This is a genomic window from Acidithiobacillus sp. TH-A67, assembly GCF_057473545.1.
Genome location: NZ_JBYCKU010000036.1, coordinates 19,064 through 36,571, shown reverse-complemented (window position 1 = coordinate 36,571; position 17,508 = coordinate 19,064). Strand labels below are relative to the sequence as shown.

Annotated in this window: 20 protein-coding genes and 1 pseudogene; 11 read left to right on the top strand and 10 right to left on the bottom strand. The window is 59.6% G+C overall.

Annotation, left to right across the window (positions count from 1 at the left end; translation table 11 throughout):
• Positions 1–112 precede the first annotated feature (112 nt).
• The 6 genes and pseudogenes from AC2VNM_RS05335 to folB form a co-directional block, all read right to left on the bottom strand.
• A complete protein-coding gene (locus AC2VNM_RS05335; protein WP_486913002.1) occupies positions 113–3,214 on the bottom strand; it encodes a bifunctional diguanylate cyclase/phosphodiesterase in 3,102 nt (1,033 codons plus the stop codon).
• Between the two features lie 237 nt (positions 3,215–3,451).
• A pseudogene (argC, locus tag AC2VNM_RS05330) lies at positions 3,452–4,485 on the bottom strand (N-acetyl-gamma-glutamyl-phosphate reductase).
• A 63-nt stretch (positions 4,486–4,548) separates the two neighbouring features.
• The gene (rpsI, locus tag AC2VNM_RS05325) at positions 4,549–4,935 is read right to left on the bottom strand and encodes a 30S ribosomal protein S9 (RefSeq protein WP_215872946.1); all 387 of its coding nucleotides are present in this window, start codon (positions 4,933–4,935) and stop codon (positions 4,549–4,551) included.
• 12 nt (positions 4,936–4,947) lie between these two features.
• Positions 4,948–5,376, bottom strand: coding sequence for a 50S ribosomal protein L13 (gene rplM, locus AC2VNM_RS05320; protein WP_483165228.1), 429 nt, complete (start codon positions 5,374–5,376; stop codon positions 4,948–4,950).
• A gap of 95 nt (positions 5,377–5,471) precedes the next feature.
• Entirely contained in the window at positions 5,472–5,819 is a 348-nt protein-coding gene (locus AC2VNM_RS05315) for a DUF4168 domain-containing protein (RefSeq protein WP_483165227.1), read from the bottom strand.
• 146 nt (positions 5,820–5,965) lie between these two features.
• The gene (gene folB, locus AC2VNM_RS05310) at positions 5,966–6,331 is read right to left on the bottom strand and encodes a dihydroneopterin aldolase (protein WP_483165226.1); all 366 of its coding nucleotides are present in this window, start codon (positions 6,329–6,331) and stop codon (positions 5,966–5,968) included.
• 100 nt (positions 6,332–6,431) lie between these two features.
• On the opposite strand from folB, the gene plsY reads away from it, so the two are divergent.
• Entirely contained in the window at positions 6,432–7,040 is a 609-nt protein-coding gene (gene plsY, locus AC2VNM_RS05305) for a glycerol-3-phosphate 1-O-acyltransferase PlsY (RefSeq protein WP_483165225.1), read from the top strand.
• Between the two features lie 44 nt (positions 7,041–7,084).
• Here plsY and speD read toward each other — a convergent pair whose 3' ends face one another.
• Entirely contained in the window at positions 7,085–7,486 is a 402-nt protein-coding gene (gene speD, locus AC2VNM_RS05300) for an adenosylmethionine decarboxylase (protein WP_215872941.1), read from the bottom strand.
• Between the two features lie 353 nt (positions 7,487–7,839).
• On the opposite strand from speD, the gene AC2VNM_RS05295 reads away from it, so the two are divergent.
• From AC2VNM_RS05295 to pdxA, 8 genes are read left to right on the top strand one after another with little or no spacing between them, the layout of a single operon-like run.
• Positions 7,840–8,652, top strand: coding sequence for an ABC transporter ATP-binding protein (locus AC2VNM_RS05295; RefSeq protein WP_483165224.1), 813 nt, complete (start codon positions 7,840–7,842; stop codon positions 8,650–8,652).
• Positions 8,649–9,425, top strand: a complete 777-nt coding sequence (mlaE, locus tag AC2VNM_RS05290; protein WP_483165223.1) for a lipid asymmetry maintenance ABC transporter permease subunit MlaE — start codon at positions 8,649–8,651, stop codon at positions 9,423–9,425. The genes AC2VNM_RS05295 and mlaE overlap by 4 nt, the downstream gene beginning before the upstream one ends.
• 10 nt (positions 9,426–9,435) lie before the next feature.
• Complete coding sequence (gene mlaD, locus AC2VNM_RS05285) at positions 9,436–9,915, top strand: outer membrane lipid asymmetry maintenance protein MlaD (RefSeq protein ID WP_483165222.1); 480 nt, start codon at positions 9,436–9,438, stop codon at positions 9,913–9,915.
• 14 nt (positions 9,916–9,929) lie between these two features.
• On the top strand, positions 9,930–10,586 hold the full coding sequence (locus tag AC2VNM_RS05280) for an MlaC/ttg2D family ABC transporter substrate-binding protein (RefSeq protein WP_486913001.1): 657 nt from the start codon (positions 9,930–9,932) through the stop codon (positions 10,584–10,586).
• Complete coding sequence (locus AC2VNM_RS05275) at positions 10,576–10,887, top strand: STAS domain-containing protein (protein ID WP_486913000.1); 312 nt, start codon at positions 10,576–10,578, stop codon at positions 10,885–10,887. Before AC2VNM_RS05280 ends, AC2VNM_RS05275 begins: the two co-directional genes overlap by 11 nt.
• Positions 10,880–11,812 (top strand): ABC transporter ATP-binding protein, encoded by a 933-nt coding sequence (locus tag AC2VNM_RS05270; RefSeq protein WP_483165219.1) that lies wholly within the window; start codon positions 10,880–10,882, stop codon positions 11,810–11,812. The genes AC2VNM_RS05275 and AC2VNM_RS05270 overlap by 8 nt, the downstream gene beginning before the upstream one ends.
• The gene (locus AC2VNM_RS05265; protein ID WP_483165218.1) at positions 11,805–12,068 is read left to right on the top strand and encodes an RNA-binding S4 domain-containing protein; all 264 of its coding nucleotides are present in this window, start codon (positions 11,805–11,807) and stop codon (positions 12,066–12,068) included. Before AC2VNM_RS05270 ends, AC2VNM_RS05265 begins: the two co-directional genes overlap by 8 nt.
• Entirely contained in the window at positions 12,065–13,066 is a 1,002-nt protein-coding gene (gene pdxA / locus AC2VNM_RS05260; protein WP_486912999.1) for a 4-hydroxythreonine-4-phosphate dehydrogenase PdxA, read from the top strand. Before AC2VNM_RS05265 ends, pdxA begins: the two co-directional genes overlap by 4 nt.
• On the opposite strand, the gene AC2VNM_RS05255 is transcribed toward pdxA, so the two are convergent.
• Positions 13,063–13,617, bottom strand: a complete 555-nt coding sequence (locus AC2VNM_RS05255; protein ID WP_483165216.1) for an HNH endonuclease — start codon at positions 13,615–13,617, stop codon at positions 13,063–13,065. The genes pdxA and AC2VNM_RS05255 overlap by 4 nt on opposite strands.
• 65 nt (positions 13,618–13,682) lie before the next feature.
• Here AC2VNM_RS05255 and rsmA point away from each other — a divergent pair, with 65 nt between their 5' ends.
• Positions 13,683–14,501, top strand: coding sequence for a 16S rRNA (adenine(1518)-N(6)/adenine(1519)-N(6))-dimethyltransferase RsmA (rsmA, locus tag AC2VNM_RS05250; protein ID WP_483165215.1), 819 nt, complete (start codon positions 13,683–13,685; stop codon positions 14,499–14,501).
• Positions 14,498–14,962: a YbjN domain-containing protein gene (locus tag AC2VNM_RS05245; RefSeq protein ID WP_483165214.1), complete on the top strand. Its 465-nt coding sequence runs from the start codon at positions 14,498–14,500 to the stop codon at positions 14,960–14,962. The genes rsmA and AC2VNM_RS05245 overlap by 4 nt, the downstream gene beginning before the upstream one ends.
• Here AC2VNM_RS05245 and AC2VNM_RS05240 read toward each other — a convergent pair.
• Together AC2VNM_RS05240 and argS are read right to left on the bottom strand one after the other, a co-directional pair.
• Positions 14,931–15,731 carry an SPOR domain-containing protein gene (locus tag AC2VNM_RS05240; protein WP_483165213.1) on the bottom strand — a complete coding sequence of 267 codons (801 nt, stop codon included), beginning with the start codon at positions 15,729–15,731 and terminating at the stop codon, positions 14,931–14,933. The two genes, AC2VNM_RS05245 and AC2VNM_RS05240, sit on opposite strands and share 32 nt — an antisense overlap.
• Positions 15,732–15,737: 6 nt before the next feature.
• On the bottom strand, positions 15,738–17,480 hold the full coding sequence (gene argS, locus AC2VNM_RS05235) for an arginine--tRNA ligase (RefSeq protein ID WP_483165212.1): 1,743 nt from the start codon (positions 17,478–17,480) through the stop codon (positions 15,738–15,740).
• Positions 17,481–17,508 lie beyond the last annotated feature (28 nt).

Here is a 17,508-nt window from a genome sequence, read left to right as displayed (position 1 = left end):
CCTTCGGAGAGAAAGCCAAGCAAAGTACATGCCGGAAATGAAGATGCTGGAATATCAAGGTTCTACCATCGCTTTGGTTTCGGCAACTGTCGCCGAATGTCGACAGTTTCGCCTAGGGCTCGTCTCCATTGCCGGGAATCTCTCGCTGACGCTCGGCAAGGATTTGGCTCTGAAGATTGCGCAGCGCCTCCTCCACATCCTGCCAGTAATGGTTGCGCGGAGAATCGGCTCCGCCCGCCAAAGCGCGAGAGAGCATCGATTGATACTGGCGATAGGCGATGTACAGGGAGTCTCCTGCGCTGTAGCCCAGACGAGACAAGGCGGCATCATAGGGACCATCGCGACGCAAGGCACTCTCCAAGATAAACAACTGCCGCCCTGCGGGTTGCAAGGTTTTCTTGATGACCGCGTGAATGCTCAAAATCCCCGCAAACAATCCGAACAATGTTGCCGGTCTTGCGCCATCCAAGCGCAGAGGGACTTCCAGAAAGCGGCGCAGATCCTTGAAGGGAAGGGGCCGACTGATGCCATAGCCCTGCAACTTAGCGACCCCGAGCGTCAGAAGCACGTCGAGGATTTCGGCAGTTTCGACACCTTCCACCACCAGCTCCACGCCGAGTTCCTCGGCGAGATCCTGCAGGACCCGGATGAAGTGCAGATCCTCTGGATGCTCCGGCAACGCGCGCACAAAATGTTGATCCACCTTAATTTTGTCAATCGGTAGATCGCGCAGGCGCTCCAAGGAGGCATAAGCGGTACCCACATCATCGAGAGCCAGATGGATGCCCATGGCACGAATCTCAGCCATCACCTCTGCCGCCACGGGCTGATCGAGGAAATCTCCACTTTCCAGGATCTCCATGGTGATGCGGTCCGGCGACACAGGGCTTGCCGCCAGGATACCGCGCAGGCAAGGCAGGCAGTAACGCGTGAACGATTGTGCCGGGACATTGAAGGACAGCCCAAGGAGCCAGCCCTCCGTCTCCAGTGCGCCGATGTCCTGCAGAGCGGCTGTGAGCAGTTGCCAGCTCAGGTTCTGGAGCTCCCCCAATTTGAGATGGGGAAGAAATTCTGCCGGGGTCAGGACACGGCCATCCACATCCCGCAGACGGGCAAGCGCCTCCACTCCGCGGACACCACCATCAAAACCGTCGATGATCGGTTGATACCAGACCTCAAGGCCATTTTCCGCCAGGAGGCGTTGTGCGAGAGTGCGAGCCTTGGTTTCCAACTCCTGCCCGGCAATCGCCCAACTGTGCAAACGGTCGGCCTTGTGCGCCTTGGCCAAGCTCAATGCCTGCCGTGCCTGACGCAGGAGACTATCGAGGTAATGTTCCTCATCACCGGCGAGCATTGCCACACCCATGCTGGCTGTCAACTGCAGCTTGCCGTCAGGCAGCGCAAAATCGATGCCGAGCGCAGCTTCCACATCGTCGAGCTTCTGCCGCAGACCCGGCACGCCACCCACGACAAAAAACAGCAGGATGAATTCATCTCCACCAAGACGTGCCACCAGATCGTCCGGTCCCAAAACACTCTCCAAACGCTCCCGTACAAGCGACAGGATCTGGTCTCCGATCTGGCGTTGGAAACGTTCGTTGATCTGATGGAAATCATCAATGTCTAGCACCGCCAGGGCCGCCCCCTCACCACTCTCTACGACCTGAAAGTGAAACCTGGTGTAGGCTTGTTCCAGCCGCGAGCGATTCGCGGCACCGGTAAGGGGATCGAAGTCCGCCAGAAGATCCAGCATTCCCTGGGCTTGTTCCAGCGCATTCCGGCGCTGCCAAAGGCTCAAAATCAGGCCGAAGCTTTCCGCAACCTGCTGCAGGAATGGTTCGACAGCAGCATTCGTCGTCTGGCTTTGCTCTCGCAGTAAACAGAGCAACGCGCCCCAGGCTTGGGAGCGCCCCTCCAGGAATAGGGGCTGGGCGATTGCGCAACACAGATCTTCCCTCGCCAGCGACTCCTTCAGCGAGGCCAGCAGTACACAGTCCTGTATACGGTCGATGCGCAGTACACTACCACGATGCAGCGCCCGGCCCACCAAGGTCTGAGGTACTTCTCCAGCCGTCCCCACCGGCAGGGAGAGATCCTTCAAGTCGACAAACTGGCGATCGGTACTCGCCATGGCCAACAAGTTTGCGGTGGATTCATTGATATCGGCCTGCAGGAGAAAACAACTGTGAATGCCACTTTCCTGGACTACCGCATCGCAGATCGCAGGGTACAGATCGAACAGATTCTTCACCCGCAACAAACGATGATGAATGGCAAGCGCTGCCGACTGGAATTGCCGCAAGCCAAGCAAGGAATCCGCATTTTTGATTGCTATTCGATAAAAAACCCAAAGGAGGATCATCAGCGCAACAAACGGCAGACTGAGCTGCAACCATTGAGCAAAAGAAAGGGTATCCAGCCAACCACTACGGCGCCAGCGCATCTCCAGGACCCAGGGTAGGCCCGGTATGGGAGCCCGTACCCGCTGCAGATCTGAGACATTCTGCGGGTCCGGCGGCCCCCAATGCCCACCGGCATCGAGTTCCGCGATGGGTTGACCAAGGCGCTCTACCCAGACCAGCACTCCCGGTTGAGGTACCTGACTTAGCAAATCCCGCATGGCAACCGGTTGGCCCAGAAACCCTACTGGTTTTCCCCGTGCATCGTAGAGAGGGATACGTGTGGGAAGGATCCACAACCCATATCTCGCGGCATAGAGGGGTTCGGCAACGAGCCAGTCGCGTTCGCCACTGGCAGTAAAAAACGCGCTCCCCGGGACCATCGCATGCGGACTTTGTGCGCGATTGGTCGACCAGACAATGATATTCCCACTGGCATCCTGGATATTGGTCGCCAAAGAATTCCGGTGGTTCTTCTGATAACTCTTCAGAGTCTTACGGCTCTCGAGATCCGGATAGGGCGATTGCCCCGCATCAAAACGCAGGGTTTCCCGCAAAAACAGGAGATCATGAAAATGGCCATCCAGACGTCGCCGTATCTGCTGTGCCATGGTATTGAGCTGATGCGTTTTGAGATGGAAGAAGTTTTCCTGCTGACGCTCTATTTCTGTGCGGACCAGCCAACCGTACAGCAGGAAAAATATGATGGCAATACCCCAAAAAAACGCGCGGATACTGCGCCGTAGTCGCCGGCGTCGTCGATCAAAGTCGTGCTGACCCTGCGCGGCGAGCATGGCGAAGTCAGAATTGGACATAGCGATTGCGTTGCGGCAAACGCAGGCAATGGATGATTCGTTCTACGCTATACAACACTGGATCCCCAGTACTCTGGGAAGCGCCACTCTTCCCAAGATGATATCAGTCACCAGACTCCAGTACGCAGAGCCAGCGCCCCCATACCAGTTACTATAGTCGAAAAACGTGATTCGGCAAGTTTACATCGCGCTTTTAAAATAGATGGTATATGGCGCAACTTTTTTGATAAGTTACGGCTACGGTAAGAGCGGGATTTGCGCCAATCCCAGATTTTCCGGCCAGGAAAAGAGTACATTCAGGTTTTGCACCGCCTGCCCGGCGGCACCCTTCACCAAATTATCGATGACCGAGAGGACCACCACTTGCCCCGGGCGTGGCTGGTGCAGGGCAATGCGGCAGACATTGGCGCCGCGCACCGTGCGGGTACTGGGATGCTCGCCGAAGGGCAGCACGTCGACAAAGGGTTCTTGAGCGTAACGCTGCGCAAAGAGGTCCTGCAATGCTTCGTTGCTCATCGGCTTGTGCAATCGGCCATAGAGGGTCGCGTGAATACCGCGGATCATCGGCATCAGGTGCGGCGAAAACTGGACTTGGATGCTGCGCCCGCGATCCGGCTTAGAGTCTCCTCGATTTCGGGACGGTGGCGGTGCCCACTCACGCCATAAGCAGTCACGCTATCGGCGCTTTCCGGCAAGATCAGGCCCAGACGGGCCGTGCGACCGGCGCCACTCACACCGGACTTGCAATCGGCAATCAGGCAGTCTGGATCAAGCAGGTCCGCCTCCAGCAGAGGAGCAAAGCCCAGGGTAACCGCCGTCGGGTAGCAGCCGGGATTGGCGACCAGGCGACTGCCGCGGATTTCGTCGCGAAAGAGCTCTGGCAAGCCGTAACTGGCCTGCGGCAGAAGCGCGGGACTGGAGTGCTCCTGATGGTACCACTCCGCAAAGAGTGCAGCATCGGAAAGACGGAAATCGGCGCTAAGGTCGATCAGTCTGCCCCCCGCCGCCAGAAGCTCAGGCGCCATTTCCATGGCCACACCATGGGGAGTGGCAAAGAATATTACATCCAGACCCTGGAGATCCTTGCTGGAAACCGCCGAAAATTTTAGATCGGTATGCCCACGCAAACTAGGGAATAGACCATCGACCCGCTGCCCTGCTTCGCCTCGGGAGGTAATAACAGCGACTTCGACTTCCGGATGCGGCAACAGCAAACGCAACAGCTCGACGCCTGTGTACCCGGTACCGCCAACTATACCGACGCGAATCATGATGTCGTCCCCCGAACAAATAGAAAAGCCGCCCGGAGGCGGCTGGACCGAGCGCGATATCTCTCAGCGCTTGGAGAACTGGTGGCTGCGCCGCGCCTTGTGCTTACCGACCTTCTTGCGCTCTACCTCGCGTGCGTCACGGGTCACGAAACCCGCGCTACGCAGAGGACGTCGCAGGGTCTCATCGTAAGCCATCAGGGCACGGGTGATACCATGACGAATCGCACCCGCCTGACCACTGGCGCCACCGCCACTGACGTTGACAAGGATATCGAACTGGCTACCGTTACCGGTCAACTCCAGGGGCTGCAACACGATCATGCGCGAGGTTTCGCGGCCAAAATACTCTTCCAGACTGCGCTTGTTGATGCTGATCTTGCCGCTGCCGCGCCGCAGGTAGACACGCGCGGTAGCACTCTTGCGACGACCGGTACCGTAATACTGTTCCATACGAAATCCGCCTTAGAATTGCAGGGGTTGGGGCTGCTGCGCCGCGTGCGGGTGCTGCGCGCCGGTGTAGACCTTGAGTTTACGATACATGGCTCGACCCAAGGGATTCTTCGGCAGCATGCCCTTGACGGCGAGCTCGATGACTCGCTCTGGATGCGTCTCCATCATTTTCTCAAAAGACGCGCTCTTCAGGTTGCCGACGTAACCGGTATGCCGATAATACATCTTATCCTTGGCCTTGTTGCCAGTCACCGCGATTTTGTCGGCATTGATGACGACGATGTAGTCGCCGATGTCGGCATGCGGAGTGTACTCCGGCTTGTGCTTGCCGCGCAGGCGCTTGGCAATTTCCGCGGAAAGACGGCCAAGGACCTTGTCCGTGGCATCGACAACAAACCAATCCCCTTGTACTTCATGGGATTTGGCAGAATAGGTTTTCATGCAGCACTCCGCTCTACCTGTACGTCAAGGCGCGAGAGGATAAAGTGAAGTGCCGCCCCTGTCAATAAAAATCTGCCCACAGCGAGGAAGCGCCCTCAACGCATAGCGGCTTCGACTTCCTTGGCAAAGGCAGGATTTTTCTGCGTCTCCTGCAGCATGCTGGAATATTGCTCCGCCGTCAGGTGATGACTCGCCAAAATGGCATTCACCTTGTCCATGTAAGATTTCTTCATTGCCTGCTTCTGCGCGTCTGTAACCCCAGGCTTGTTGATCGCGGCATGGACCTGCTCGTTCAATGGCTTGATCTGCTCTACGGCCCGGGCGAAGTCCTGAACCTGCCCGGCTGTAGCCGCTAACGCGGAAACACTGACAAGGCCAGCAAGGCCCAGGAATACGACGCCAATGATGCCCGCGCGTAGCGGCGAAATGGATACATTCTGCATCTGCTTTCTCCTCCCACAGTAACGATAATAAACCAGTATATCAGCAAGTTACGTCAGGTTTTCCGATATTCTTGACAACACCCTAGCGCCTCGGCAGGGGGATTGCAAGCTAGAGAGAGATCGCTTGACCCCAGTTCCGCTGGCAGTCAACTGCCAGTCTGTAGCGTTCCCCGCTCGATGCGTACGCCCACGTCGCGGGTACCGCGCACCGCCGCCGGTTTGTGCACACCTACCCGCACCCAGGGCGCGCCGAAGTCCTCGCGCACCATACGCGCAAGGGTTTCCGCCACGGTCTCGACCAGCTGTGTTTCCGTTGCTTCCAGATATTCGACAATACGGTCACACACAGTTTGGTAGTTGATGGTGGCGTTTACCCTGTCACTCGCGGCAGCCCGCGCTGCGTCTGCGGCAATTTCCAGGTCGATCAGGACCGTCTGCGGCACCTCACGCTCCCAGTCGTAGATACCAATTCGGGTCTGGACCTTGAGTTCGCGCACGAAAAGGATATCCATGGGCTCTCCATTCTGTTGCCTGGCAAAGCCTGTTCTTCGCCAGGGAATGCTTTATGATACCGCTTTCTCCGGCAGCTGCCATGCACTGAGAGACCCGGTTTTGCTATTTTCCTCTTCCTGGCTAGTCCTGTTGTGGTGTCTGGCCGCGTATCTTGTCGGTTCCCTCGCCACAGCCATCTTTGTCAGCCGTGCCTTGGGACTGCCTGATCCGCGACAGGCAGGTTCGTACAATCCTGGGGCGACCAATGTACTGCGCCTGGGCGGGAAGAAGGCGGCGGCATTGACCTTGCTCGGGGATCTGTTCAAGGGCTTGCTGCCGGTCCTGGCGGCTCGCCTGGCAGGATTACCGGCCTGGGTCGTGGCCCTGGTGGCCTTGGCGACCTTCCTCGGTCATCTCTACCCCCTCTATTTCGGCTTTCGCGGCGGCAAAGGCGTGGCCACGACCTTGGGCATCCTGCTGGCCATCGCTCCGCTGCTGGGTCTCGCCACCCTCGCTACCTGGCTACTGGTATTTGCCGTCAGCCGGGTGTCCTCGCTTGCCGCACTCAGCGCCACAGTTGCGGCACCGGTCTATGCCTGGTTCCTGTTGCCACAGCCCAGTCTACGCGGGCTCGTTCTGGTGCTGGCACTTTGGGTACTCTGGCGTCATCGCAGCAATATTCAGCGTCTGCGCAGTGGCGAGGAACGAGCGTTCCGACGGCGCCAATAAAAAAAGGCACCTCGTCGAGGTGCCTGCGTTTGCGTTACGAATCCCTAGGCGCAGAGTGCGGGCTTGACGCGCAGCTCATGGCTAGGCACGCCCATCATTTCTACCTGCCCGCGCTTCATCTCCATGGTGGAGACCTGCGCCGCGCCAAAGGCCTCCCGCAGGAAACTTAGGGCATCTTCCGGCTGGATGACGTCGCCGCAAGTGAAGACATCCACCGCAGCGTAGCCATATTCCGGCCAGGTGTGGATGGCCAGATGGGATTCAGCGACGATGACCGCCCCACTGACTCCATACGGAGAAAAGTGATGGAAGGTCTGGGTGACGATGGTGCAGTTGGCACGACGAGCGGCCTCGAGCATGGCATCGGTAACAAAATCTACATCCGACAAGGTACTGCTGTCGCATCCGTAAAAGTCCGCGACGATTTGATGTCCCAATGAGCGCATAGGTGCCCCCCCTAACTAGCAAAAAGGTTAAGAAGTAGCTCCCGTGCACCCCCAGACAGTACTTGGTTTTATGCCCTACCTTGCTGGAACCGGCAGTGCCGCGCTCCGAGTCTCTTAAGGACTGACCCCTCCGTAACTGCTTTCGGTGCCGTGGAAACAGGCCCGCAACTATACAGGTTTTGCGCGGTGATGCAAGGTCTCCCAAAAACATCGCAACCCCCTCAAGAGAAAGAAGGTTTATCAGCAACTGTTACGAATTTCCATGACGAAAAACTCTGTAACATCCACGATTGGCCTAGAAGTGCCTCGACCCCGTATAATTGATGGGTGAACGGCGGAGTGGAAGAGGAATTTTGGCAGAGGAAAACTTGGTAGAGATACGCGGCCTGCACTTTGCGCGCGGAGAGCACGTCGTCCTCGACGGGATCGACCTGCATGTTCCGCGCGGGGCGGTTATTGCCGTCATGGGTGCCAGCGGGGGGGGCAAGACCACGCTGCTCAACCTCGTCGCTGGCAGCCTGCAGGGTCAACGCGGCCAGGTACTCGTCGCCGGCAAAGACACCACCAGCCTTTCCCGCGCCGAACTATATCGCCTGCGGCAACAGATGGGGATGCTGTTTCAGCACAGTGCCCTGTTTACCGATCTCAGCGCCTTCGAGAACGTCGCCTTCCCCCTGCGTCGTCATTTTCGCCTGCCCGAGTCCCTACTGCAAAAGCTGGTGCTGATGAAACTCGAGGCGGTGGGCCTGCGTGGCGCCGCGCAACTGATGCCAGCGGAGCTCTCCGGCGGCATGGCGCGCCGCGTTGCCCTCGCTCGCGCGGTGATCATGGATCCTCTGCTCATCCTTTATGATGAGCCCTTCACCGGTCTCGATCCGATTAGCGTCGGGATCATCGCGAGTCTGATTCGCCGACTCAATGACGCCCTCGGGGCCAGCAGCATCGTGGTCAGTCACGATGTCAAGGAGACTTTCGCAATTGCCGATTATGGCTACATCCTGGGGGGCGGCAAGGTGATTGCCGAAGGCAGCCCCGATGCCTTGCGCAGCAGCGAATCCCCCCTGGCACAGCAGTTTCTGCGGGGTAGTCCGGAAGGACCGGTGCCCTTTCATTATCCAGCGGCGACGACCTTTGCCCAGGATCTGGGATTGCAGGTGAACAAATGAACGAGTTTTTCATCCCTCGTCTCGGCCATACGGTCTGGGAGAGCGTACCGCGTCTTGGTGCCGCCACCCGTCTCTTACTGGGGGGCCTGGGCGCAGTCGGCAACCGTCATTTCAGCTTCCGCCAATGGCTCCGGGAAGTGTACGGGCTTGGTGTCCTGTCCTTGGCGCTGATGATCGTCGCGGCATTTTTCACTGGAATGGTGCTGGGCTTTCAGGGCTATTACGCCTTGGTCCGCTTTGGTGCCACCTCGGCCTTGGGAACCTTGATCGCTCTTTCCCTGCTGCGCGAGTTGGGGCCGGTACTCACTGCCCTGCTCTTTGCCGGCCGCGCGGGCTCGGCCCTGACCGCCGAGATCGGCTCGATGAAGGCGACCGAGCAGCTCGCAGCAATGGAGATGATGGCGGTGAATCCGCTCGCCTGGGTGGTTGCCCCGCGGCTTTGGGGTGGGATTTTCGCCGTACCGATTTTGTGTGTCATTTTCGATCTGGTGGGAATATTCGGCGGCTATCTGGTTTCGGTGCCAGTGCTGGGTGTCGACGGGGGCACCTTTTGGGGCCAGATGCAGTCCAATGTGACACTTAGCGGGGATATCCTCAACGGCTTGCTCAAGGCCCTCTGTTTTGGTCTGATCGTGACCTGGATCGCGGTCTGGCAGGGCTTTTCCGCCAAGCCTACGGCGGAGGGGGTCGGTGCCGCTACCACGCGCAGCGTGGTCATGGCATCACTGGCCGTTCTGGGCCTGGATTTCATTTTGACCGCGCTACTTTTTTGAGGAAGAGATTATGAGTCAACGGGCAATCGACTGGTGGGTGGGCATCTTCGTTCTTTTGGGGATCGCGGCCCTGGCAGTACTGGCCCTGCGCGTCGGCAATCTCTCGGGTTTTGCCTACGGTAACGGCTATGTCTTGCACGCCGATTTCAACAATGTTGGCAGCCTCAAGGATCGTAGCCCGGTCAAGCTGGGGGGCGTGACCATTGGCGAGGTCACCCATATCGGCATGAATCCGCAGACCTTTCGCGCCGAGGTAACGATGCGCATCGAGCCCAGCATCAAGCTCCCCATCGATACCGGCGCATCGATCTACACGCAGGGACTGCTCGGCGAGCAGTACGTCGCCATTCAGCCTGGCGGCATGCCGCAGAACCTCAAGCCGGGCGCCACCATCACCTTGACCCAGGGAGCCGTCAATATCGATCAGCTCATTGGACAGATGGTCTTTGACAAGGCTAGTGGCAGTTCCTCTGGCACCAGCACACATTGATTCGGGAGACTACCATGCACAAGATTCAGCGGGCGCAATCATTCTGGTTTCTGGCGGTGTTTCTGTTCTCGTTCCTGCTGGGACAGACCTCCTTTGCCGCGACAAGCGATGCAGAGGCTGCTGCAGGCGTCGTCCAGAACATGACCCATACCGTTTTGCAGATTCTGCAGAAGAATGAAGGAAAACCCGTCACTCCCGCACTCAAGAAAGAGGTAGCCGCGGCGATCATTCCGCATATCGATTTCAACACCATGTCGGCCTATGTGATGGCGAGCTACTGGCGCCAGATGGACGCTGCCCAGAAAAAGGAATTTACTGAGCTCTTCCAGGAATTGCTGGTCAAGACCTACAGCAATGCGCTGAACCAGTACCACGGGCAGGAGGTCCGGGTGGAGGGCAGCCAGCAAATTTCGCAGAATCCTCCGGTCGCGCAGGTCAACATGGACATCGACCAGAGCCAGGGCAAAACCATCCCGGTCATCTACGCCCTGATCGAGAACCAGAACCAATGGAAGATATACAATATTTACGTGGATGGGGTGAGCCTGGTCCTCAACTATCGTCAGGTCTTCGGCAATATCGCCGGACAACGGGGCATTCCCGCCCTCCTGCAGGACCTGAAACACAAGGTAGCGGATGCGGGAAGCAGCAGCAACGCCCATGCCAGCTGAGGCAGCCTGGGAGCGGGACAGTGGCGGCGGGTTGCTGTTATGCGGGGACTGGCGCCTGCGCCCCCTCGATCAGCTGCTGCGACGCGATGCCGCGAGCCTTCTTCGGCAACGCTGGGAGTATCTGTCCTTCGCCAAGGTCACGGCGCTGGATAGTGCCACGCTGGCTTTTGTTCTGGACTGGCAAAGTGCCCAGCGCGCCCTGGGCAGCCAGGCGGAACTCCGCGCCCCGCCGCGGACGCTTCTCGATCTGGCAAAGTTGTATGGCCTGACGCAACTCTGGCAGGAAAATATCCATGCCTGAGGCGACGGCCGTCCACATTCGTAGTCTACGCAAGACCTATGGCACTGGTTTCCTTGCCCTTGCCGGCATCGACCTGGACGTCGCGCCAGGAGAATTTTTTGGCCTTCTCGGACCCAACGGAGCGGGCAAGTCCACCCTCATCAATATCCTCTCCGGGGTCGTGCACCGTTCCAGCGGCGTCGCGGAAGTGTTCGGCTATGATGTCGAACGCCAGTATCGCCAGAGTCGGCAACTGCTAGGAGTGGTACCCCAGGAGCTGGCCTACGATCCCTTCTTCACCGTTCGCGAGTTTTTGCGCTGGCAATCGGGATACTTTGGCCTGCGCCGCAATGACGACTGGATCGATGAACTGATGGCCGAACTGGACCTGACGGACAAGGCCGATACAAACCTTCGCGCACTCTCCGGCGGTATGAAACGCCGCGTGCTCATCGCCCAGGCGCTGGTACATCAGCCGCCGGTCGTGGTTCTCGATGAGCCGACGGCAGGGGTCGACGTGGAGCTGCGCCAAAGTCTTTGGCGTTTCGTGCGACGATACAACAGCCTTGGCCATACCGTCATCCTGACGACCCATTATCTGGAGGAGGCGGAAGAGCTCTGTGAACGTATCGCCATCCTGCAACATGGGCAGATCATTGCCCTCGACCGAAAGGAGCGTCTGCTCGCCAAAAATCGACGCAAACGCACGCTGACCCTCGAATTTGATCGCGACCCAGGGGAGTTGCCTAGTGGCCTCGATGAGGTGCTGTTGGGAGCCAATGGCAATACTCGGGTCCTGCAGGTCGATGAGGTATTGCACCCGATGAGCGAAGTGCTGCACATCCTGCAGGGACTGCCCGCCCAGATCATCGATCTGCATCTGCAGGAGCCCCGTCTGGAGGAGGTCTTTACCGACCTCTTGCAGGAGGCCCGTAGCAATGGCTGAGGGCCAGCGCCTCGACCTGTTTTTGAAGATGTCGCGTCTGATCAAACGGCGCAGCGTCGCCAAAGCCCTCTGCGATGCCGGACGGGTGCAAATCAACGGGCGCACTGCCAAGGCGGGGACACCGGTACAAGCTGGCGATCTTCTGCACCTAGACCTGCCGCAAGGCCTGGTCGAGGTGGAGGTACTGCGCCTGCCCACGCGGGTGGAAGGGCCGGATGGCGTGGTCAGCATCCTGAGCACAGCGGAATCCACATGAGTCACCCGCGACTCCTGCTGAACGTCGGCGAACCCGCCGGTATCGGACCGGATCTTTGCGTTGCCCTCGCGCAGCATGCGTTGCCGCCTCTGGTGTTGATTGGCGACATCGATTGTCTGCGCCACCGCGCCCTGCAACTCGGGATTCCGGTGGCACTGGAGCCCTGGGATCCCGGCATGCCCTGGCCCGAGGGCCGGCATGTACTGGCCGTTTGGCCTGTCCCACTCGCACACCCCTGTCGCGCCGGACAGCTCGATCCGGCCAATGCGCCTGCCGTTCTGGAGGGACTGGACCGCGCCGTATCCCTGCTGCAAGCCGGGCTGGCCGACGCGCTGGTTACTGGCCCGGTGCACAAGGGCGTGATCAATGACGCGGGCATCCCCTTCAGTGGCCACACCGAGTATCTGGCCGCCCGCTGTGGGCAAAGCGAGGTATTGATGCTGTTGGCGGGGCGCGGACTGCGCGTAGCCCTGGCGACCACACACCTCCCTTTGCGGGACGTTGCCGCCGCCATCAATGCCCACGATCTGGAACGCAGTCTGCGCCTTTTGCAGCAGGGTTTGCAGCAGGATTTTGGCCTGGCAGAGCCACGCATCCGCGTTACGGGACTCAACCCCCATGCGGGCGAGAGTGGTCACCTGGGACGGGAGGAGATCGAGGTCATCGCACCGGTGATCGACAAACTGCAGGGCGAAGGTTGGGCCATCACTGGACCCTGGCCCGCCGATACGCTTTTCACACCGCGCTTTCTGGAGGACACCGACGCCGTACTGGCGATGTACCATGACCAGGGCCTGCCAGTGCTGAAATATCATGCCTTCGGCGAGGCCGTAAACATCACCCTTGGCTTGCCAATCGTGCGTACCAGCGTCGACCATGGTACTGCCTTGGAACTGGCGGGCACGGGCCGGGCCGAGATCCACAGCCTGCTGCACGCCATTCAAGCAGCCGCGGAAATCGTGCGCCAGCGCCGCCTGAACACGACGCCGGAGGCCTAGAAGATGTGCTGCCGCGAGACCGGTACCTGCGCCAGCAGGAATTCCATCTGGTCGGCGAGAATCCGGCGATTACTGAGCAGCAGGTACTCCGCCCAGGTAGGAGTGAACGGCACGGCCAGCAGGGGCATATTGGCCTCCTCCGGCGTGCGGTTGTCCTTGCGACTGTTGCACCAGCGACAGGCGGTAACGACGTTGGTCCAGACATCCCGCCCCTTGCGCGACAGAGGTACGACGTGATCACGGGTGAGATCTCGTTGCGGAAAGCTGCCACCACAGTAGAGGCAAAGATGGCGGTCGCGATGAAACAGGGTAGGGTTGTTCAGGGCCGGGGGACGAATCTTACCCTGATGCCGTCCGCGCACTGCGATCAGCGGGTGGATATCGAGCAGGGAGGTTTCCCCGCTGTGCCGCGACATGCCACCATGTGCGGTGAAAAAAGGATCTCCCAATGTCCAGGCGACATTGCCGCGGGCATAATGGGCAGCAGCTTCTTCCCAGGTTTCCCAAGCCATGGGGCGGCCGCTGACGTCGAGACGAAGCACGAGATGCATTGGCTTTCCGTTGCTTAGCGCCCGCTGGGGGCGTCAAGCCAATATACCATGAAGGACGGCAAGAATTGCAAGTAGCAAAACTGCCCCAGGCAAAAAAGCGTTTTGGTCAGAATTTTCTGGTGCAGCCGGCGATCATCACTCGCATCGTGGCGGTTATCGCGCCGCGCCCAGGCGATGCTCTCGTCGAGATCGGACCCGGACCGGGCGCCCTGACCCAAGCACTGCTAGCAGCACAAGCGGCTGGTATGGGCCCTTTGCGGGTCATCGAGCTCGACCGCGATCTTCTGCCCAATCTGCACGCCTTAGCCTCTGCCGAGCGACTGCAGGTGATTGCCGGTGATGCCCTGCAGGTCGATTTTGCCCATCTTGCCGCAGAGGCAGGCGGGCCCCTGCGGGTGGTCGGCAATCTGCCCTATAATGTCTCCACACCTCTGCTGTTTCACCTGCTGGCGCAGAAGGATGCGATTGTCGACATGCATTTCATGCTGCAAAAAGAGGTGGCCGATCGTCTGGCCGCCGGCCCCGGCAGTTCCGCCTATGGCCGCCTGTCGCTGATGGTCCAGGCGCAAGCCCGAGTCGAGCTACTGTTTCCCGTAGCCCCCGGCAATTTCCATCCGGTGCCGAAGGTGGATTCCGCCTTTGTCCGCCTCAGCCCCTACCGCCCCTCTCGGTTGCCGCCAGAGCTCTTGCCGCATTTCAGCCGGGCCGTCAGCCTTGCCTTTGCGCAAAGACGCAAGACGCTAGCCAACAACTTCAAGGGCGTTCTCGATGGCGCTATGCTGGAAGCCTTGGCCATTACCCCCTCGGCCCGCGCCGAGACCCTGGATTTTGCAACTTTTGTTCGCCTCGCCGAGGCACTCGCGCAGAAAGGAGTGACATCGTGAAGCATCTGGAGGCCGCTGAGGCCTTGTTTCGTCATCTTGGCTGGAACGCCAAGACCCTGCAGGACTATCCGGTCATCACCTGCGCCGTGGCGGTACCCAACGGTACCCTGGACATATTCTGTCATGTCCATGCCGAGCTGGAGCGGATCCTGTTCTATGTGCGTCCGCAGGGTCTGGAGCTTCCCGCGGCACGCCTACCGGCAGTGGCCGAATTTTTGACCCGGGCCAACTATGGACTCCCGCTGGGGAATTTCGAGCTCGACTGGGAAGATCTGGAACTGAACTGCAAGAGCAGCGTGCAGGTCCCGGAGTCCTGCGTCAACGCCGGACTACTGCAGGGGTATCTTCTGTCGGCAGTGGAAACCTGCAATCACTACCTTCCCGGCCTGCGGGCAGTAGCCGAAGGCAAGCAGAGCGCCGCGGCGGCGATCAAGGCGCTGGAGGTGCCGACGGCACACTGAGGGCAGGGCTGACGGGCTGCAACAGGGGGGTTATCCCCATGCCGCGAATCTTTGTCAGAGCCGCCTGTGCATCGGCGGGAGAGGCGTAGCGGCGGGTGAATACCAGGTAGTAGCTGGCACCGTCATTGCCGCGCAGCTTTTCCAGATGACTGGGGATGCCGAGCAGTTCCAGACGTTCCCGGATCACTTGTGCTCCAGCCAGATTATTCAGCGCCCCCACCTGTATGCGCACTGGCACTCCGGCAGCTGCGCTGCTGGTCGGGGCGCTGGGGATGCCCGGCCCGCTGCCGAGAATATCACCGGGAATATCCACCTTCATTTGTGGCAGTATGCGGTAAAAGTTGAAGTGCACGGTACTCTGCGTGGAAGCGGTCGCACTGCTGACGGGGGCGGCGACTGCGTTGTTCTGCGCAGCCACTGCGTTGTTCGAAGATTTCGCTGCCGCAATGGTGCTACTCACGGGGAATGCCGGCCGTACGGCAGAAGAGTTGGCAGAGCTCGTCGGGCGCTTGGCAACGCTGGGGAGCAGGCCCAGTTGGCCACGGGCCATAGGCAGGCTGGCCACCCACCACCAGACCGCACCACTAAGCAGCAAGAAAGCGATCAGCAGCAACCAGATCCAGCCATGGCCAGATCGGCGCGGGGCGGGGGCGATGTCCACATCGTCATCCGTTTCTGCCGCTAGCGGAGCGGGCTGCGCGCGCGGAATGGGAGGGCGATGCTCTTCTGCTGGCGGCTGGCGACTGCTATGGCCCTTGTAGTCACGCATTGCCGATCACATCGTCTCCGGCGCCGACACCCCCAAGAGGGCCAAGCCATTTGCGAGGGTCTGCGCAATTGCGTCGGCAAGACTCAGGCGCGCAAGGCGCAGCGCATCCTCTTCCACCAGGATGCGGGTAGCGTTGTAGTAGGTATGAAAACCTGCTGCCAAGTCTTTGAGGTAGAAAGCAATCTGATGCGGCTCGCGATCCCGGGCCGCACTGGCCACCTGTTCCGGAAAACGCCAGAGCCGATCCGCAAGCTCCAGTTCGCGTGGGTCCGTAAGACAGGCCAGATCCGGAGGTTGGGTGGGGAGCGACAGTCCCCGCTCTAGCGCCTGTCGGCGCAAAGAGTGTACCCGCGCATGGGCATACTGAATGTAAAAAACCGGGTTTTCCTCGGAGTGCTTGGTCGCCAGTTCCAGATCGAAATCCAGGTGCTGATCGGCGCGCCGCAGGACGTAGAAAAACCGTGCCGCATCATTTCCCACTTCTTCGCGCAACTGACGCAGGGTGACGAACTCGCCAGCGCGGGTGGACATCGATACCTTTTCCGTACCGCGATAGAGAATGGCGAATTGCACCAACAATACTTCGAGGGCGTTCGCATCCGCGCCGAGGGCCTGCAAACTCGCACGCACGCGCGGGATATAGCCGTGGTGGTCGGCGCCCCACATATCGATGAGCTGGGAGAAACCGCGCGTACCCTTTTCGAAGTGATAGGCAACATCGGAGGCAAAATAGGTATAAGCGCCATTTTCCCGTTGCAGTACCCGGTCCTTGTCATCACCGAAGTCAGTAGAACGAAACCACAGGGCGCCCTCGGCACGATAGCAGTGTCCGCCCTCTTCCAGCCGCGCAATCGCGCGCTCCACCGCGCCCTGCTCCATGAGGGAACGCTCGGAATACCAATTTTGGTAGACGACACCGAACTCGGCGAGATCGTCGCGGATGTCCGCAAGGATTTCCTGCAGGCCTGCGGCATGCAATCTTCCATAGGCTGCAGCCCCCAGAGCGTCCTTCAAATGGGCAATCAGCTGGTCGATAGCTGCGTCGCCATCGGCAATGGCGGCCAAATCGGGCATGTTCTTGGACGCAAATACCAAGGCATCGCCCTCCCTCGCCAAAAGATGTGCGGCGATCTCGCGGACATATTCGCCCCGATAGGCACTCTGCGGGAAATCCCAGGGCAGGCCATGACCTGCAGCCTCGAGGTAACGCAGATAGACACTGGCGGCGAGGATATCCATCTGCCGTCCGGCGTCGTTAACGTAGTACTCGCAAAAGACGTCATAACCGCAAAAGCGCAGTATCTCGGCCAGACTCGCGCCATAGGCGGCGCCCCGACCGTGCCCGACGTGCAAAGGGCCGGTAGGATTGGCGGAGACGAACTCCAGATGCAAGCGCAGGCCGCCACCCAGATTCTGCCGCCCGAAATCCCGCCCCTGCCCCAGAACCTGGGCAATTACCGCGTGAAAAGCGGCCGGCCGCAGAAAAAAATTGAGAAAGCCCGGGCCGGCAATCTCCACCCGCTCGATCCAGGGCGACTCGGGTAGGGCGCCGAGAATACTGGTGGCGAGATCGCGGGGCTTTTTGCCCGCGCCCTTGGCAAGGAGCAGAGCGACATTGCTGGCCAGGTGACCATGCTCCGGCTGGCGCGGACGGTCGAAGTCCAATTGGATGGGGACACCCTGTAGCAAGCCTTGCTGCTGCAGGGCCTGCAAGGCCAGCAAAAGGGGTTCGGCAACGAAGTTTTTCACAAAACAAACCTTGAGCAAAAGGAATTTT

Excerpts from the sequence above, each read along its gene's own strand:
- rpsI (WP_215872946.1), bottom strand. The coding sequence starts at position 4,935 with ATGGAACAGTATTACGGTACCGGTCGTCGCAAGAGTGCTACCGCGCGT.
- pdxA (WP_486912999.1), top strand. The coding sequence starts at position 12,065 with ATGAGTCACCCGCGACTCCTGCTGAACGTCGGCGAACCCGCCGGTATC.
- speD (WP_215872941.1), bottom strand. The coding sequence starts at position 7,486 with ATGCGCTCATTGGGACATCAAATCGTCGCGGACTTTTACGGATGCGAC.
- rplM (WP_483165228.1), bottom strand. The coding sequence starts at position 5,376 with ATGAAAACCTATTCTGCCAAATCCCATGAAGTACAAGGGGATTGGTTT.
- folB (WP_483165226.1), bottom strand. The coding sequence starts at position 6,331 with ATGGATATCCTTTTCGTGCGCGAACTCAAGGTCCAGACCCGAATTGGT.
- AC2VNM_RS05255 (WP_483165216.1), bottom strand. The coding sequence starts at position 13,617 with ATGCATCTCGTGCTTCGTCTCGACGTCAGCGGCCGCCCCATGGCTTGG.
- AC2VNM_RS05335 (WP_486913002.1), bottom strand. The coding sequence starts at position 3,214 with ATGTCCAATTCTGACTTCGCCATGCTCGCCGCGCAGGGTCAGCACGAC.
- AC2VNM_RS05265 (WP_483165218.1), top strand. The coding sequence starts at position 11,805 with ATGGCTGAGGGCCAGCGCCTCGACCTGTTTTTGAAGATGTCGCGTCTG.
- AC2VNM_RS05275 (WP_486913000.1), top strand. The coding sequence starts at position 10,576 with ATGCCAGCTGAGGCAGCCTGGGAGCGGGACAGTGGCGGCGGGTTGCTG.
- AC2VNM_RS05270 (WP_483165219.1), top strand. The coding sequence starts at position 10,880 with ATGCCTGAGGCGACGGCCGTCCACATTCGTAGTCTACGCAAGACCTAT.
- mlaE (WP_483165223.1), top strand. The coding sequence starts at position 8,649 with ATGAACGAGTTTTTCATCCCTCGTCTCGGCCATACGGTCTGGGAGAGC.
- AC2VNM_RS05240 (WP_483165213.1), bottom strand. The coding sequence starts at position 15,731 with ATGCGTGACTACAAGGGCCATAGCAGTCGCCAGCCGCCAGCAGAAGAG.
- AC2VNM_RS05280 (WP_486913001.1), top strand. The coding sequence starts at position 9,930 with ATGCACAAGATTCAGCGGGCGCAATCATTCTGGTTTCTGGCGGTGTTT.
- mlaD (WP_483165222.1), top strand. The coding sequence starts at position 9,436 with ATGAGTCAACGGGCAATCGACTGGTGGGTGGGCATCTTCGTTCTTTTG.
- AC2VNM_RS05315 (WP_483165227.1), bottom strand. The coding sequence starts at position 5,819 with ATGCAGAATGTATCCATTTCGCCGCTACGCGCGGGCATCATTGGCGTC.